15 protein-coding genes and 3 tRNA genes are annotated in these 15579 nt (G+C 46.3%); 8 read left to right on the top strand and 10 right to left on the bottom strand.

Annotated features, from left to right (window positions below; translation table 11 throughout):
- Window positions 1-76 precede the first annotated feature (76 nt).
- Genes DN730_RS00580 through DN730_RS00560 form a run of 5 tightly spaced genes read right to left on the bottom strand, consistent with a single transcriptional unit; the run spans window position 77 to window position 4922 of the window.
- Window positions 77-1567, bottom strand: coding sequence for an aldehyde dehydrogenase (locus tag DN730_RS00580; protein ID WP_115466170.1), 1491 nt, complete (start codon window positions 1565-1567; stop codon window positions 77-79).
- Window positions 1568-1584: 17 nt separating this feature from the next.
- Window positions 1585-2619: an LLM class flavin-dependent oxidoreductase gene (locus tag DN730_RS00575; RefSeq protein ID WP_115466169.1), complete on the bottom strand. Its 1035-nt coding sequence runs from the start codon at window positions 2617-2619 to the stop codon at window positions 1585-1587.
- Complete coding sequence (locus tag DN730_RS00570; RefSeq protein WP_115466168.1) at window positions 2616-3524, bottom strand: flavin reductase family protein; 909 nt, start codon at window positions 3522-3524, stop codon at window positions 2616-2618. The genes DN730_RS00575 and DN730_RS00570 overlap by 4 nt, the downstream gene beginning before the upstream one ends.
- Window positions 3525-3529: 5 nt before the next feature.
- Window positions 3530-4351 carry an alpha/beta fold hydrolase gene (locus tag DN730_RS00565; protein ID WP_115466167.1) on the bottom strand — a complete coding sequence of 274 codons (822 nt, stop codon included), beginning with the start codon at window positions 4349-4351 and terminating at the stop codon, window positions 3530-3532.
- Window positions 4323-4922: an amino acid synthesis family protein gene (locus tag DN730_RS00560; RefSeq protein ID WP_115466166.1), complete on the bottom strand. Its 600-nt coding sequence runs from the start codon at window positions 4920-4922 to the stop codon at window positions 4323-4325. Before DN730_RS00560 ends, DN730_RS00565 begins: the two co-directional genes overlap by 29 nt.
- Before the next feature lie 149 nt (window positions 4923-5071).
- Between DN730_RS00560 and DN730_RS00555 the strand changes: the two genes are divergently transcribed.
- The 7 genes from DN730_RS00555 (at window position 5072) to DN730_RS00525 (ending at window position 10596) form a co-directional block, all read left to right on the top strand.
- A complete protein-coding gene (locus tag DN730_RS00555; RefSeq protein ID WP_115466165.1) occupies window positions 5072-5734 on the top strand; it encodes a GntR family transcriptional regulator in 663 nt (220 codons plus the stop codon).
- Window positions 5731-6123, top strand: a complete 393-nt coding sequence (locus tag DN730_RS00550) for a carboxymuconolactone decarboxylase family protein (RefSeq protein ID WP_115466164.1) — start codon at window positions 5731-5733, stop codon at window positions 6121-6123. The genes DN730_RS00555 and DN730_RS00550 overlap by 4 nt, the downstream gene beginning before the upstream one ends.
- Window positions 6124-6140: 17 nt before the next feature.
- Window positions 6141-6440, top strand: a complete 300-nt coding sequence (locus tag DN730_RS00545; RefSeq protein WP_115466163.1) for a DUF1330 domain-containing protein — start codon at window positions 6141-6143, stop codon at window positions 6438-6440.
- A gap of 274 nt (window positions 6441-6714) precedes the next feature.
- Window positions 6715-7719, top strand: coding sequence for an ABC transporter substrate-binding protein (locus DN730_RS00540; protein ID WP_245957860.1), 1005 nt, complete (start codon window positions 6715-6717; stop codon window positions 7717-7719).
- Between the two features lie 73 nt (window positions 7720-7792).
- Window positions 7793-8644, top strand: a complete 852-nt coding sequence (locus tag DN730_RS00535; RefSeq protein ID WP_245957859.1) for an ABC transporter permease — start codon at window positions 7793-7795, stop codon at window positions 8642-8644.
- A gap of 1 nt (window position 8645) precedes the next feature.
- Window positions 8646-9446, top strand: coding sequence for an ABC transporter permease (locus tag DN730_RS00530; RefSeq protein ID WP_115466160.1), 801 nt, complete (start codon window positions 8646-8648; stop codon window positions 9444-9446).
- Between the two features lie 22 nt (window positions 9447-9468).
- The gene (locus DN730_RS00525; RefSeq protein WP_115466159.1) at window positions 9469-10596 is read left to right on the top strand and encodes an ABC transporter ATP-binding protein; all 1128 of its coding nucleotides are present in this window, start codon (window positions 9469-9471) and stop codon (window positions 10594-10596) included.
- Window positions 10597-10849: 253 nt separating this feature from the next.
- Here the strand turns inward: DN730_RS00525 and DN730_RS00520 are convergent.
- The 5 genes from DN730_RS00520 to DN730_RS00500 form a co-directional block, all read right to left on the bottom strand.
- Window positions 10850-10926, bottom strand: a tRNA-Asp gene (locus tag DN730_RS00520).
- Window positions 10927-10959: 33 nt separating this feature from the next.
- A tRNA-Val gene (locus DN730_RS00515) sits at window positions 10960-11035 on the bottom strand.
- A 47-nt stretch (window positions 11036-11082) separates the two neighbouring features.
- Window positions 11083-11159 (bottom strand) — tRNA-Asp (locus DN730_RS00510).
- A gap of 345 nt (window positions 11160-11504) precedes the next feature.
- Window positions 11505-12533, bottom strand: a complete 1029-nt coding sequence (locus tag DN730_RS00505) for a methionine synthase (RefSeq protein WP_115466158.1) — start codon at window positions 12531-12533, stop codon at window positions 11505-11507.
- 29 nt (window positions 12534-12562) lie between these two features.
- On the bottom strand, window positions 12563-13537 hold the full coding sequence (locus tag DN730_RS00500; RefSeq protein WP_115466157.1) for a DUF1852 domain-containing protein: 975 nt from the start codon (window positions 13535-13537) through the stop codon (window positions 12563-12565).
- Window positions 13538-13946: 409 nt separating this feature from the next.
- On the opposite strand from DN730_RS00500, the gene DN730_RS00495 reads away from it, so the two are divergent.
- Complete coding sequence (locus DN730_RS00495; protein WP_115466156.1) at window positions 13947-15257, top strand: alginate export family protein; 1311 nt, start codon at window positions 13947-13949, stop codon at window positions 15255-15257.
- Window positions 15258-15579: the final 322 nt, after the last annotated feature.

The following is a 15579-nucleotide window of genomic DNA, read 5'->3' as shown; positions in this document are numbered from 1 at the left end:
AGGAATTGGCCCTAAATGATCAAAACGATCATTTAGGTACGCTTATTTTCGTTTGAGAAAAAAAGAGAGTGGAGGTCTAACGCATCACAAACGGATTCGACATAGGCTCGCTCGCTGTACTAATCCAGGTGGTTCGAACTCGGATATAGTCTTGGATCGCTTGTATGCCCGCTTCTCGACCATACCCTGATTGGTTAACGCCACCGAACGGAGCCATAGGAGACACTGCTCGATACGTATTAACCCAGCAAATGCCAGAGCGAATTTTCTGCGAGACTCGCAGTGCTTTTGATAGGTTTTCCGTAAATAAACCAGACCCAAGACCAAACTCAGAAGCATTAGCCAACGCAATGGCTTCTTCTTCTGTGTCAAAACATGCGATTGACATCACAGGACCAAAAAGCTCTACATGCAGCGTTTCAATCTCGGTATTTGGGCACTCAACTATGGTTGGCGCAAAATAATACCCATTGCCCAAATCTGTCATTCGCTGACCACCAATGAGAACCTTACCACCTTGCTGAGTTGCCTTTTCAAGCGCTCGCTCGATCCCTTCTATTTGTGCCATGGTACAAAGTGGCCCAATATGCGAGGTGGAATCCAGCGGATCACCCACGTTAATCTGCGCGGTACGCTCCAACAAGCGGTCACGTAAGGCTGGGTAGAGATCGCGCTGTACGTAGACCCGTGAACCAGCGACACACGATTGCCCTGACGCGCCAAAATTCCCCGCAATAATCCCATTTGTCGCGCTTTCTAAGTCCGCATCATTGAACACGAGAATCGGCGATTTACCACCTAACTCTAGCGATGTTACCGCAAAGTTATTCGCCGTGTTGCGCACCACATGTTTGGCCGTTTCTGGCCCACCGGTGAATGCCAAGCGATCAATATCAGCATGTGATGTTAGTGGGATAGCGCACCCTGTCGCATCGCCTGTGATAACGGAAACGACACCATTTGGAAATCCGGCTTTCTCAATCAATTTCGCGAACTCTAAAATCGCGACGGGCGCTATCTCTGACGCTTTGATAATCACAGAGCACCCTGCTGCTAACGCCGGAGCAAGCTTAGTAGCCGTTAGGAACATTTGCGCATTCCAAGGCACCACGGCCGCGACCACACCAATAGGCTCTGGTTTAGTGAAAACATGCATGTCTGGCTTATCAATCGGTAAGGTTTGACCTTCGATCTTATCGGCCAGTCCCGCATAGTATCGATAGTAGTTGGCGACATACTTAGCTTGTGACTGAGTTTCTGCTGCGAGCTTACCGCTGTCAGTGGTCTCTACCGCGCCAAGCGCAGCAGAATGCTCTTCTAGCAGGTCCGCTAATTTATGCAAAAGCTGGCCACGTGCCGAAGCCGTTAGCCCTGCCCAGTTCGGATCAGACAGCGCACGACGAGCCGCCTTTACCGCACGGTCGACGTCTTCAGGCTCTGCACAGGCAAACGTTGCCCATTGCTCGCCAGTCGCTGGATTCACCGTTGGCATGACATTGCCTGCGGCCCCTTCGACCCACTCGCCATCAATGAAAAGCGAGTAATGGGGTAGTGTAATCTTTGACATACTGCCTCTCTCGACTCTTAGTTAAACGCGGGCATGACTTCGTCAATAAACCGACGTAGTGACGCTTCTTTTTCCACTCGGCTCATACTCGAATCGCTCCAGTAAGCGAATTCGTCATACCCCAAGTCTTCGTAGTATTTCAAACGATCAATGATCTGTTTGGAGGTGCCGATCATTAGGTCTTTACGGATCTCTTCGCGTTTATAGAACGGATGATTGTCGATCTCTTCTTGGCTCAATGTCTGAATCAATCCTTGGCTGATTGGTCGCTCATTTTTAAACCAAGCACCGAAATAGCAATAGAATTCATGCAACTTACGAGCAGCGTGTTCCAGCTCGGCTTCATCATTCGATACATAAGCATGCTGCAAAATCATAATCTTCGTGCGCTTATCAAACTTGGCACATGCTTCATTGTATTTGCCAATTAGCGCTTCGACTTCTTCTAGGCCCTGCCACAAAGGCGTCACCTGAACGTTACAATCTTGGCTTAAAGCAAACTCATGGCTGTTAATATCACGTGCAGCCACCCAAATTGGCGGACCATCTTCGGTCAACGGTTTTGGTGAAGAAGTCGTTTTAGGGAAATTGTAGTGTTTACTTTCTTGCGTGTGATCACCCTTCCAAAGACCTTTTATGGCAGGAATCATCTCACGCAGGCACTCGCCCGCCTGCCACGCATCCATACCACCTGGCACCATACGTTCGTATTCAAAGGAGTAGGCTCCTCTGGCAATACCTAGCTCTAAACGACCACCTGTCACAATATCGGTCATGGCCGCTTCACCCGCCAATTTGATCGGATGCCAATAAGGCGCTACAACAGTCCCCGTGCCAAGGCGTACGTTCTTAGTTTGATGTGAAATATCGATCAAATTCAAAAATGGATTGGGCGCGATAGTAAAGTCCATACCATGGTGTTCGCCAGTCCAGACAGTCGTCATGCCGCCCTCGTCTGCCATTTTGCAAAGAGACAAGAACTCATCATAAAGCTCTTTTTGTCGCTGATTTTCGTTGACGCGCTCCATATGAGCAAACAGTGAAAATTTCATCGAACATCTCCTTCTAATTCATTACCAACGTATAAACGAAACACACCGTTTTGTTTTTCTTTAACAAATCGGTTCACCATGGTGGTTAAATCTGACGACGTGAATGTCAGATCATTTAACGCATCCAACGAGACATATTCACAGTGTTCTGGCGTTGGCCCATCAACGCGCTCAACACGGTAGAACGCTGTAAAATTACCCGTGCTAGTATTTTCGTACACTGAAAACACCTGCCCCATCTCAAAGTCACCGCCCAAGCTTTTCATGAAGCCTTCAAGCGTTGCGCGCGACCCTTTTTCAGACATAATATCCACCGCTGGTAAGCGATAGCCTTTATCTGTTTTCTCTACCAGCAGTTTGCCATTCGTTTCTATCAGTGCACCGACTCGAGCGCATTGGCCGTGTGCAACCTCTTCTGCTTTGTGTTCCATGCCTAAGCTAAAGTAGCCGCCTTTTGCATAACCCAAGCCGAACTTCTCATTGCTTTCGAATTGCTCGACTTTACCCACCAACATAAGATGGTCGCCCGCTGGCGTCTTGGCAAACGAAGAACATGAAAAATGCGCTACAGCGCCAGTGATGAGCGGCGTACCATAGTCATCTTCAAACCAGTCGACTTCAGCAAACCGGTCCCCTTTTGAGCCCGCAAAGGTATTTGAAGCGTGCTGCTGATCTTCCGCAAGAATGCTGACGCCAAAATGCTCACACTGCTCAAATACTTCAAAACTGGACAACTTATTCGCCGGACAAACAAGCAATAAAGGGGGGTCCATAGAAACAGATGTAAAGGAGTTGGCAGTAAAACCGACTTTCTCACCTGTTTTACTGACAGCCGTAACAATCGTTACGCCCGTCATAAATGAACCGAAGGCGTCACGAAGTGCGCGTGGGTCAATGGAACTCATAGAGGCTACCTCCTATTTGGGCTGAAACATTGTTGCCCAAATGTCGTTATTATTGGATTTAATTCTTGGTAATGTGTTAACGGAGCCATGTGGCGCGCGTTATCGATGACATAAACCGAGCCTTCGGGGCATAGATCGGCCATCGCCTCAGACATTTCAGGCGTTGAATTAGGATCATCTCGACCCGTAGAAAAGAGTGCTGGGACCGCCAAGGATGTTAGATCCGCCGTAGCGGGCCCATCGTTAAAGCAAAACACCTCATAGGCTTGGCGATACCCCTCTAAAGACGCCTGTGTCAGCCAATCGCTGCACAACTGCGCACTTTGAATATCGTGACCTGCTAGCGGGCAGTCAAACCAGCGTTTCACTGGTGCTGTGACATTTTCTGAGGTGATATTATCTTTCATTTGCGCCACACGATTTTGAACAGCGGCTTTCGCTTCTTGTGAGCGTCGAAACACTGAATTTAGAGCGATCACACCGGCGCAATCATCCGCATAACGAATCGCGAAATTCAACGCAATCATAGAACCCATAGAGTGCCCTGCGATCACAACTGGAGTGGACACATCCGACTGAATCCAACGCGCCACCACATCAGTATAGTCTTCAATATTGTGACACTCTGGGAACCGTTCACTTTCGCCATGCCCAGGCATATCCACCGCGTACACGGTGAAATGCTGAGCAAGGTCGTCTAGCTGGTTTAACCAAGCATCAAGTCGTAACCCAACGCCGTGTATAAGCACGAGCGATGGGCCCGTGCCTACCTTGACATAAGCCAGCCCGTGCGACGATTTAAACCGCTGCGGGATTTTCGACATCATGCCCTAGCTCCTTAAGCTCTTGGTAACGGTCGCCAATACGATGATGAGGGCGACCACCCGTTGCACCGCCAAGGACAACAACAATCTCGTCATCTGCTGGCGCATCGTTAATGTTAAATTGCAATGTTAAGTAGTGAGACCGACGCCCGCCATCATTCTTATCCATCATTGGAACGGAAATGGCAGCGTTAGCTGGGCCACGCGTGTTGGTAAAGGAAAGGAAAGATTTTGCTTCGACCGCTTCGCGATAAAAGTTGCCAAAATGAAGCGTATGAATCAACGCAGAAGCGTGCTCGATCTCACCATTTAGACCCACTACTGCAGCCTTACCAAACGCTTCAATATTCTCGGCGCCGCCCGCTAAATCACAAATACGATCCGTCAGGAGCTTGCCGAGTTGTGGGCCGTAGTCTCGTACTACAGGTTTCAGGTCCTCGACGTATCGTCCAGCCCACGGGTTTTTAACGACAGCAGCAACCGCCAGCATGCGTAAAGGCTTTTCAGCTTTCTTGAACCCTTCAACTAGGGTTTCTTCTTCAAAACACACGATCTTGCGAATTTCTAAACTCATAATGATTTCCTGAAAAGAGAGTTAAACCTATATTTTGTAATATGGTATACCATATGATATAAACATAAACATACTATCTTATATTGTTCAACCCGTAATATGTTAATATTTAAAAAATCTCTCTGATCGATAAAAGGAAGAACACTGTCATGTTAAAGGTTGAGCGACCAAAAACACTCAAAGAAAGCGCTCTTGCTTCGCTTCGAGATGCCATTACGAGCAACACTTTAAAACCAGGAACCCGCTTAGTTGAACGTTCTCTTTGCGAAACGATGGGGGTCAGCCGCACCGTCGTACGTGAATGTATACGCCATTTAGAAAGTGAACATTTAGTAAAAGGGATTCCGAATTCAGGTTTTGTCGTCGCTTCTATAAGCGACGAGGAAGCTAGGGAGATCTATGAAATTCGCGCACTACTTGAAGGAATTGCGGTAAAAGCCTGTTGCGAAGTCATCACACCAGAAGCCATCAAGCAGCTATACGCGCTGCACGAAGAAATTGCACTTCACCTAAAAAACGATGACATCAAAACCGCTCTGAAGTTAACAACACAATTCTACGAGTTGATTTTTAAGACCGCCGAAAAGCATGTCGCGTGGGTACTCGTAACGCAATTAAATTCGAGAATCTCTCGCCTTAGAGCCTATACCTTGAGTTCGCAAGGTCGTAAAACCAAGGGCCCTCAAGATCTCTACGATATGGTCAAAGCGATTGAAGAGCATAACCCTGAAACTGCTGTAGCGATATGCGAGCGCCATGTGCGCGAGGCATATGAAATAGCAACCACCATAGATAAAGGAAGTGACACATGAATAAAGAGTTATTTGAGCTAGGAATTTCAAAGCGTAAAGCGACACTGGGTGACGCTTACGTCGAACGTAATTTAGCAAAGGCTGATGAGTTTAATCTTCCCTTCCAAGAAGCAATGACTGAATGGTGTTGGGGATTCGGTTGGGGTGACGAGACCATCGATGCCAAAACACGTTCAATGATGAATCTCACTATGATCGCAGCATTGGGCAAAATGGAAGAATGGGAACTTCACCTTAATGGTGCCTTAAATAACGGTGTCAGCGTCGACGAAATTCGCTCCATTTTACACGCCATTGCCATTTATTGTGGTGTCCCTCAAGGCGTTGAGTGTTTCCGTATTGCGCGTAAAGTTCTGACAGAGAAAGGCTTACTAGAGCCAACAGCCTAGCCTTAAGGGAAGTGTCTATGAAAGGTTATTGGATTGCTCACGTAGAAGTACAAGACGCCGACGCATATCAGAATTACCTAGCCAAAGCCCCTGCTGCGTTGGCCGCTCACGGTGCAAAGATGCTTTCACGTGGAGAAAACTTCACTATGCTTGAAGGCGATCATCCTACCCCCACGCGAGCGGTAGTATTTGAGTTTGATAGTTATGAGGCAGCATTAGCTTGTTACCATTCAGACGCTTATCAGCAAGCCCGCGCACATCGTGCCGACTGCGCAAAAGCGACCGTTCTTATCTTACAAGGTCTACCTGAAGCCTAATAATCCGCAGCGACTCGACACCTTCGACGTTGCTGCTCCCCCCTCTCCCCTAGCCCATTATCCTCATTGTACTAACGCTCGCTTTTTTAACTCTAAACCACAGAAATCAGAATAAAAAAATGAAAAAACTGCTTGACCATATTATGGCATACCATAATATGGTCTATGTTGAGTTTGTTTTTTGATCAGTCTCAAACACCCTGTTATTAAAACGATAGATCTTCAACTTGCGACTAACAACAATAGGTAAAGGAACAGAATGATGAACAAAAAAATGAGAAATAGTGCGCTAGCATTAACCATCGGAATGGCGTCCATGGCTGCTAGTGCAAGCGAGTCAATGAGCTTTGTGAGCTGGGGCGGGTCCACTCAAGAAGCACAGGAAGAAGCCTGGGCAGTACCCTTTTCAGCTATCCATGACATCAAAGTGATTCAGGATGGCCCAACCGACTATGGCAAGCTAAAAGCGATGGTGGAAAGTGGCAACGTGCAGTGGGATTTAGTCGATGTCGAAGCTGACTTTGCTTACCGCGCAGCCGCTGAGGGACTACTAGAGCCACTTGATTTTTCTGTGATCGACACGACTAACATCGACCCTCGTTTTGTGTCTGACTACGGTATTGGCTCATTCTACTTTTCATTTGTGCTTGCCTATAACAAGAATCGCTTATCTAGCGAGCCTAGCTCTTGGCAGCAGCTTTTTGACCTTGAAAACTACCCTGGTAAGCGAGCGCTCTATAAATGGCCAAGCCCAGGGGTACTCGAACTTGCACTGATCGCCGATGGCGTAGAACCAGCCAATCTTTACCCGCTTGATCTAGACCGTGCTTTCGCAAAACTAGATACGATTAAAGATGACATTATTTGGTGGGGGGGCGGTGCACAATCACAACAATTGCTCGCGTCTGGCGAAGTCAGTATGGGTATGTTCTGGAATGGACGTGTTTTCTCACTTCAAGCAGATGGCCTACCAGTAGGTGTAAGCTGGAAAGATAACTTAGTCATGTCCGACTTTTTGGTCATCCCAAAAGGCGCTAAAAACAAAGACGCGGCAATGAAATTCTTAGCGTACTCAACTAGTGCTCAAGGCCAAGCTGATTTTTCTACACTGACCGCCTACTCACCAATCAATACGAAAAGTAGCGAGATAATCGACGCAGGCCTTAACGCTTACCTTCCGACCAACTACACCGACGATCAAGTATCACTTGATTATCAATACTGGGCGAAGAACGGACTGGAAATCAGTAAACGTTGGAATAACTGGCTACTGAAATAAGGCTTTCAGCGCCATTGTTTTCACTAACCGCTAAGCAATGATTCATTGCTTAGCGGATTTTAAGGTAAACGCTATGTCTGCACGTATCTATAGTCAAAAGTGGAAAGACACGTCTCTCCTACTACCGATTTTGTTGTTCTTGGGGATCTTCTTTTTAATTCCCCTCATCAGCCTTCTCGTCCAAAGTGTGACTGAACCAACGTTGGGATTAGTCAACTTTACCGAGCTACTGGCGACCTCTACTTACGTCCAAGTACTGGCAAATACCTTTTTGGTTGCCACACTCGTGACACTATTCGCCGTACTATTAGGATTCCCTCTAGCATGGTGCATCACTTTATTTCCAAGTGGTTGGGGGCGTTTTCTACTAAACGTCGTGTTGCTGTCCATGTGGACTAGCCTACTTGCACGAACATACTCTTGGTTGGTCTTACTACAATCATCTGGCGTGCTAAATAAAATGTTGATGGCCATTGGGATCATCGACCAACCCCTTGAGCTGGTTCACAACCTAACAGGGGTTATCATTGGCATGACCTATATTATGATTCCATTTGTCGTGTTGCCATTGCAGGCTTCAATGAGCGCCATCGATCCTATGGTGTTACAAGCGGCCTCTGTTTGTGGCGCATCAGCTCGCACTGTATTTTTCCGAGTGTTTCTTCCTCTTTGTAAGCCAGGCATTTTCTCGGGTGCTCTAATGGTATTTGTAATGTCCCTTGGCTACTACGTAACGCCCGCACTCCTTGGCGGTGTCAGCAATATGATGCTGCCTGAATTCATCGTGCAACAGGTGCAGAATTTCCTTAACTGGGGAATCGCCAGCGCAGCGGCGTCCATTCTTATCGCGGTTACTTTAGTCATGTTTTACATCTATCTAAAAGTTCAAACCGAGTCACCCACTTCGTCCCATACAGGGGGTTAACATGCTATTAACTCAACAGTCACTAGGATGGAGAATAAAATCCGCCCTGTATTTGATCACTGGATCCATCGCTGCATTTTTGGCTATGCCGATTTTCTTTATCGTCGCTCTTTCGTTTGGTTCTTCTCAATGGTTGGTGTTTCCACCACCTCATTGGACCACGAAATGGTATGAACGATTTTTTGATAATCCGCAATGGATTGACGCCGCACTCACCAGCTTACAAGTCGCAACCGTGACGTCCATCGTGGCGACGCTCATTGCTTTGCCGGCTTCGTTTGCGCTCGTGAGAGGCAAATTCCGCGGAAGAGATTATCTATACAGCCTATTTACCTTACCGATGATCGTACCAGTGGTCATCATTGCCGTGGCAACCTACAGTATGTTTCTAAGTCTGGGGCTTACTGGCACATTGGTAGCGTTCATCATCAGCCATGTCATCGTCGCGGTTCCCTTTGCCATGATATCCATCATCAATTCGCTCAAGCTCTTCGATAAATCAATCGAAAATGCTGCGGTTATTTGTGGCGCTAGCCGATTACAAGCCATTTTCAAAGTGACATTTCCATCTATTAAGCCTGGAATTTTTGCGGGTGCCTTGTTTGCTTTCTTAGTGTCTTGGGATGAAGTGGTCATCAGTGTGATGATGGCTAGCCCCGAGCTACAAACCTTACCGGTGAAAATGTGGTCCACCCTGAGACAGGACTTAACCCCTGTCATTGCTGTCGCATCCACACTACTCATTTTCTTGTCCTTATTCATCATGCTTGCCGCCAACATTCTACGTAAACGTAGCCAATAGGCTGACCGTTAGGAGCTTTATTATGACAACACAGAGTTCAACCCCATTAGTAACACTCAAGTTACTGAATAAGGAATACGGCCAATTTACTGCGGTCAATCACATCAATCTTGAGATTGAGAAAGGCGAATTTCTAACATTTTTAGGTTCTAGTGGTTCTGGTAAAAGCACAACGCTTTCCATGATTGCGGGATTCGAGACCCCCACCTCTGGGGAGATCCTGCTACATAACAATTCGCTTATCCATGTCCCTTCTCATAAACGGGGCATTGGCATGGTGTTTCAGCACTACTCGCTGTTCCCTCACATGAATGTACGAGACAACATTGGCTTTCCTCTTGATATACGCAAAGTCCCGAAACCAGAGCGTGATAAAAAAGTCGATGAAATACTCAAACTGGTGCAGCTTTCTGATTTTGCTGATCGTCGCCCCAATATGTTGTCAGGTGGTCAAAAGCAGCGCGTCGCGATTGCTCGCGCATTGGTCTATGAACCCGAAATACTGCTGATGGATGAACCCTTAGGCGCTTTGGATAAAAAGCTGCGTGAAGACCTTCAAGACGAACTGCGTCAAATTCATAGACGCCTCGGCATCACGATTATCTATGTGACCCACGATCAAGATGAAGCCATGCGTTTGTCCGAACGCATTGCAATATTCAAAGATGGGGAAATCGTCGGCCTTGGTTCAGGAACAGAACTGTATAACACACCGCCTAATGCATTTGTTGCGTCGTTCTTAGGGAACTCGAATTTTCTCAAAGTACGTATCAAATCTGAGTCACAAGCACAATTTGAGCAGCAATTACTCACATTAGGAACACAATCTCATAGAATTCCCGATCAGACCGATGTGCTACTCATGATTCGACCAGAAAATATCTACGTTCTGCCTAAGGAGCAAGCAGCCCAAGAACCACTTGCCGCAGATATGAACGAAATCCTAGCAACGGTCGAAGAGACCGTATTCCTAGGTGAAAGCTATACCTGCACTTTGGTCACGCAATCGGGTCAGCGGTTAATGGGCAAAGCCGTCGCCCGCGAACATACCGATGTGACTGCAGGCTCAGAAGTCTGTGTTCGATGGTCAACACAACACAGCTGTGTTTACGAGCAATGGAGTGAGCAAGACATCATGAAGGCAAGCTAGCGATTTAGTGTCACCCTCTTGGGAGCGAAAGCTCCCTTTTTTATGCCTACTGGAGTCTAAACTGCCAGCGAACTCGCGACATTAAGTCAAACCAGAGCCTAATTGACGGCCATTGGGAGTGTCGTTTTACTCTAATCAAAGGAAATAAATAAAGAAAAATTTGTAGACAGAAAGGCACTTGATCGAGTGCGATCAAAGTCGAGATAGAGGTGTACAGATGAAGGGAATTGAGGATTAATTTGTATTAAAAAAGTGGCGGAACGGACGGGACTCGAACCCGCGACCCCCTGCGTGACAGGCAGGTATTCTAACCAACTGAACTACCGCTCCATTATCATAGGTTCTTTAGCCACTTCCTATAAGTGGTGGGTGTGGAGAGGTTCGAACTCCCGACATTCGCCTTGTAAGGGCGACGCTCTCCCAACTGAGCTACACACCCATCATAATGATGGTTTTGCTTACCAACTTACCCACATCAAAAGTAAGTGGCGGAACGGACGGGACTCGAACCCGCGACCCCCTGCGTGACAGGCAGGTATTCTAACCAACTGAACTACCGCTCCATTGTCATAGGTTCTTTAGCCACTTCCTATAAGTGGTGGTTGCTCTTCGTTTAGATCGTCTAAAACATTATAGTTAAGACAAATATAGCGAACGGAATTTTAAACACTTTTAAATTAAAATCAATAACTTATGTAGAAAATTATTCATTACATATAAATGCGTTCACATGCTAAACCGTTATTTAAATAATCGCCAAAAAGCAGCGCGGCGCAAATAATACCTCAATATATGCCAATGTCTACCGTTCTTTTCACTTTTACCACTTACCCCCTCCTTTTTTGTAGATCAAAGGCAGCTTTTCCCGTTAGCTGCCTTCAACGACTTTACTGGAGCTAAATGATTATTTATTGCATCAACTCACTACGCACAATCGCCGCCCCCGCACTCAACGCATGCAATTTGGCGTTGGCGACCTCTCTGGGTAACGGTGCCATACCACAGTTTGTGCAAGGATATAGCTTATCGGCGTCCACATACTGCAACGCTTTACGAAGTGTGTCGGCCACTTCTGCGGGGGTTTCAATTACATTCGTTGCAACATCAATGGCCCCCACCATGACTTTCTTACCACGTACTAACTCTAGCAGCTCCATCGGCACTCGTGAGTTATGACACTCCAGTGATATCACATCAATATTGGACGCCTGAAGCTTCGGGAAAATCTCTTCATATTGACGCCACTCAGAGCCCAACGTTTGCTTCCAGTCTGTGTTCGCTTTGATGCCATAGCCATAACAAATATGCACCACGGTTTCGCAGTTTAGTCCCTCGATCGCCCTCTCTAACGCAGCAATCCCCCAATCATTCACTTCATCAAAGAAAACATTAAACGCAGGCTCATCAAATTGAATAATGTCGACACCCGCCGCTTCCAGTTCTTTAGCTTCTTGATTAAGGAGTTTGGCAAATTCCCAAGCCAGCTTTTCACGACTTTTATAATGGTCATCATAGAGGGTATCGACCATCGTCATGGGCCCTGGCAAGGCCCATTTAATAGGCTGATTCGTTTGCTGACGCAAAAATTTTGCATGCTCTAAAAATACAGGCTTTGGTCGTGCCACAGCGTCCACTACGACCGGAACACTCGCGTCGTATCGGTCTCGTATCTTCACTGTTTTGCGGTTTTCAAAATCCACGCCACTTAAATGTTCAATAAACGTTGTAACGAAATGTTGGCGTGACTGCTCGCCGTCACTCACAATGTCTATTCCAGCTAGTTGCTGGTCATGCAGCGATACACGCAAAGCATCAAGCTTCCCCTCGGATAACACCTCTCCAGATAAGTTCCAAGGCGACCATAATGTCTCAGGCTGTGCCAGCCAAGCGGGTTTCGGTAGGCTTCCTGCTGTAGATGTCGGTAATAGCTTCTTCATATTTGTCTATGCTCTCTCTTAGTCCATTATTATGCGTTATGTGCTGTCCACTGCTCTAACACTGCTTGGTACGGCTTTATAAAATATTCTTGGGCAAAATGCCCTTGCTGAACCGCTAGTTGGCTACGCTCTTCACGGTCGTAGACAATGTTTGTGATTGAATGGTCGCCATGTTTCAAACTCGGTTGATAGCGGCGACCCGCAACGGCGTTTGCGTTGTAAATCTCTGGTCGATAGATTTTTTGAAAGGTCTCCATCGTACTAATGGTCGCCACCAACTCAAGGTTGCTATAGTCATTGAGAAGGTCACCAAAGTAATAGAACGCCAACGGTGCGACGCTGTTTGGCGGCATAAAATAGCGCACCTGTAATCCCATTTTATGAAAATACTGCTCAGTTAATGAGGTTTCATTTGGCTGGTACTCGACACCTAAAATCGGATGCTCGTTATCTGTTCGTTGGTACGTTTTACTGTCAGATACGCTTACACAAATAACAGGTGGCTTGGAGAAATTTTCAGCGTAACAGTCGGAGGCTACAAAACATTTAAATATACGCCCGTGTAACTCACCAAAATCATCGGGTACTGCGAAGCTTGCACGACCTTTATTATAGTCTGGCAGTAAAACACTGAAGTCATAATCTCTAACGTAAGAAGAGAAATTGTTGCCGACCAGCCCTTCAATACACTTACCCGTCTTATGATCGTTGATGTTGGTTTTCAACACCTCGATCGTTGGGAAAAAGTGCCCGTCGCCTTGCACATCAATATCCACTGAAACGATTTCAAGATCGACGGAGTAGCGATTCGCCGTCGCATTGTCCCAAGGCATTAACGCATTGAAGCGGTTATTAATCATTCTCAAAGCATCGCGTAAGTTTTCTTGGCGTCGTGGGCCCCGCGCTAAGTTTGCAAAATTCGTTGTTGTACGCGTGTTCTCAGCGGGACGATAGTGCTCATCAAGCCGAGTGCTCTGAACCGTGAAAACAAAGTTCTTGTCCATATTGTTGCTATTCCTATATCGGTGTATTGAACACGACGATTTTTCGTCTGCCTGTCGCGTATTTATACTGGACAATAACTATGAATAGAAATCATATAAGTAATATAAAGATGAATATTACTAATAAAAATCACACAGCCTCTAACTTCATATGGGTGTAGCCACATCCAAATTAAAAGCCATCAAACAGCTATTTAGCAGCAACTAAAAAGTGATCAGACCAGCGAGCTTTTTTGTAAAAAAAGACGTATTCATCAAGCATTTTTTGTAAAAAAAAACCTAAAAAAGGCCAATTATTATCATAATTAGATAATTTGTTGCATATTTAATCTGCATTTAATACTTTCCGATTACTCAATTCTCTTGCTAGAGAAACTAAGTAAAAGCAACATCGCGAAGGAAATAACTAATGAGAGCTCTACTAAAACAAAAAAAATTAAGTGTTTGCGTCTATGCAGCTTTAATGGGAACTCCTGTAGTCAGCCATGCGTACACACTCGTTGACGAAGAAAACCGCCATCTAAATTTTACGGGGGAAGCGGCAGCGGGTTTATTCAATAGCCAAGAAACCTATGGCAACAGTGACCCATCCCCATCTTGGCAAGAAGGCTATATCAAATACGGCCTTGTGGGAGATCAAAATGTATCTAATGGTCAGCTTTTCGGTGCGATCAGCGCCATTACAGGTGGCACACGAGGAGACGGTGATGCGGGCGGCGCGACAACAGGTGACGAGTTAAAAACCGCCATAGAGGATTTGTACGTAGGTTACCGTAGCGGACAAGTAGAGTTCTCAATTGGCCGCCAACAATTCAGTGTGGGTGACGGTTTCATTATCAATGGTGATGCTCTGAATCTAGGTAGCGGCTTGGACGCTTTCACTGCGGGTACAGGCGTTAGCCCTAACCGTGGTGGTGGTCTATGGCTTGCGCCTCGAAAATCATTTGGCAATACGGCCATTCTTCGCGTTGGTGGCGAGCAAGGCTGGCGCTCAGACGTGTATTGGTTGCAATCCGATAACGCAGGTCAAGCCAGTACAGAAATGGCAGGGATTAACTTAGAGCACAATAACCAATATGGTGTTGTGGGTTTCTTATACAACCAAGGCCTAGGTGTTGATACGCAAGAAGCTAACTTCTTCGGACTTGCCAAGCGAGACGGTCAAACGACTATGAGTGTCCGCTATCAAGGTAATGCTGGCGTCGAGCCACTATTTTTATCGGGGGAATTTGTCAAACAGACGCAAGGTGATAACTCTAAAGATGCGAACGCTTGGTATGCTGAAGCAGGCTGGACCTTCCAAGAAATGCCGTGGTCTCCAAGCCTAAACTATCGCTTTACCCGCTACGACAACGGCTATGACCCATTATTCTATGGCTTCAGTCGTGGGTACGGAACATGGTTCCAAGGCGAAGTAGCTGCGAACTACGCGGGTGTATCGGGCAATAATATTGATTCAGACATTCAATCGATCAATCTAACAGCACATCCGACAGAAATGCTGACAGTCGGTGCTGTCTATTTTGATATCAACGATACTCGAAATGGTACAGGTAGTAATGACGCGACTGAGCTGAACCTTTGGGCTGAATGGGTCGTTAACCCGAACCTAATCGTTTCTCCTTTAATCAGTTACTACAAGCCTGATGCTGCGACCAGTGTTCAAGGCAACACGAACAAGAACCTGTATTCACAAGTGATTGCTATCGTACCTTTCTAAAGTACTCCCTTTACAACGACGACTTGACTCCCCTGCAGGTCGTCGCTGTTTTTTATAATCTTCTTGCAATGCCCTCCCTTTCTTAGATTACTTTACCTTTAGCGAACGTTAATCTTGCCAAGCGAGATCATCCCATGTTGAGTCGAATAATCGCACTACCCAGTACTCGATGCAGCGTAAAGCCAATTGCCCTTCTATAGAGGAGGCTTTTTCCTTCTTATTTAAACGATCTGAGCCGCTCAAACCTCTTCTCACTCAACATAAAAAAGCCCCACCTATTTACTAGGTAGGGCTTACATTTTGATATCAGCGTAATAGACGC

The organism is Marinomonas piezotolerans (assembly GCF_003362755.1).
In the GTDB taxonomy this organism is placed as follows: domain Bacteria; phylum Pseudomonadota; class Gammaproteobacteria; order Pseudomonadales; family Marinomonadaceae; genus Marinomonas; species Marinomonas piezotolerans.
This window is presented reverse-complemented; position numbering and strand designations above follow the sequence as displayed.

Excerpts from the sequence above, each read along its gene's own strand:
- DN730_RS00530 (WP_115466160.1), top strand. The coding sequence starts at position 8,646 with ATGCTATTAACTCAACAGTCACTAGGATGGAGAATAAAATCCGCCCTG.
- DN730_RS00535 (WP_245957859.1), top strand. The coding sequence starts at position 7,793 with ATGTCTGCACGTATCTATAGTCAAAAGTGGAAAGACACGTCTCTCCTA.
- DN730_RS00580 (WP_115466170.1), bottom strand. The coding sequence starts at position 1,567 with ATGTCAAAGATTACACTACCCCATTACTCGCTTTTCATTGATGGCGAG.
- DN730_RS00560 (WP_115466166.1), bottom strand. The coding sequence starts at position 4,922 with ATGAGTTTAGAAATTCGCAAGATCGTGTGTTTTGAAGAAGAAACCCTA.
- DN730_RS00540 (WP_245957860.1), top strand. The coding sequence starts at position 6,715 with ATGAGAAATAGTGCGCTAGCATTAACCATCGGAATGGCGTCCATGGCT.
- DN730_RS00545 (WP_115466163.1), top strand. The coding sequence starts at position 6,141 with ATGAAAGGTTATTGGATTGCTCACGTAGAAGTACAAGACGCCGACGCA.
- DN730_RS00575 (WP_115466169.1), bottom strand. The coding sequence starts at position 2,619 with ATGAAATTTTCACTGTTTGCTCATATGGAGCGCGTCAACGAAAATCAG.
- DN730_RS00525 (WP_115466159.1), top strand. The coding sequence starts at position 9,469 with ATGACAACACAGAGTTCAACCCCATTAGTAACACTCAAGTTACTGAAT.
- DN730_RS00500 (WP_115466157.1), bottom strand. The coding sequence starts at position 13,537 with ATGGACAAGAACTTTGTTTTCACGGTTCAGAGCACTCGGCTTGATGAG.
- DN730_RS00570 (WP_115466168.1), bottom strand. The coding sequence starts at position 3,524 with ATGAGTTCCATTGACCCACGCGCACTTCGTGACGCCTTCGGTTCATTT.
- DN730_RS00550 (WP_115466164.1), top strand. The coding sequence starts at position 5,731 with ATGAATAAAGAGTTATTTGAGCTAGGAATTTCAAAGCGTAAAGCGACA.
- DN730_RS00505 (WP_115466158.1), bottom strand. The coding sequence starts at position 12,533 with ATGAAGAAGCTATTACCGACATCTACAGCAGGAAGCCTACCGAAACCC.
- DN730_RS00495 (WP_115466156.1), top strand. The coding sequence starts at position 13,947 with ATGAGAGCTCTACTAAAACAAAAAAAATTAAGTGTTTGCGTCTATGCA.
- DN730_RS00555 (WP_115466165.1), top strand. The coding sequence starts at position 5,072 with ATGTTAAAGGTTGAGCGACCAAAAACACTCAAAGAAAGCGCTCTTGCT.
- DN730_RS00565 (WP_115466167.1), bottom strand. The coding sequence starts at position 4,351 with ATGATGTCGAAAATCCCGCAGCGGTTTAAATCGTCGCACGGGCTGGCT.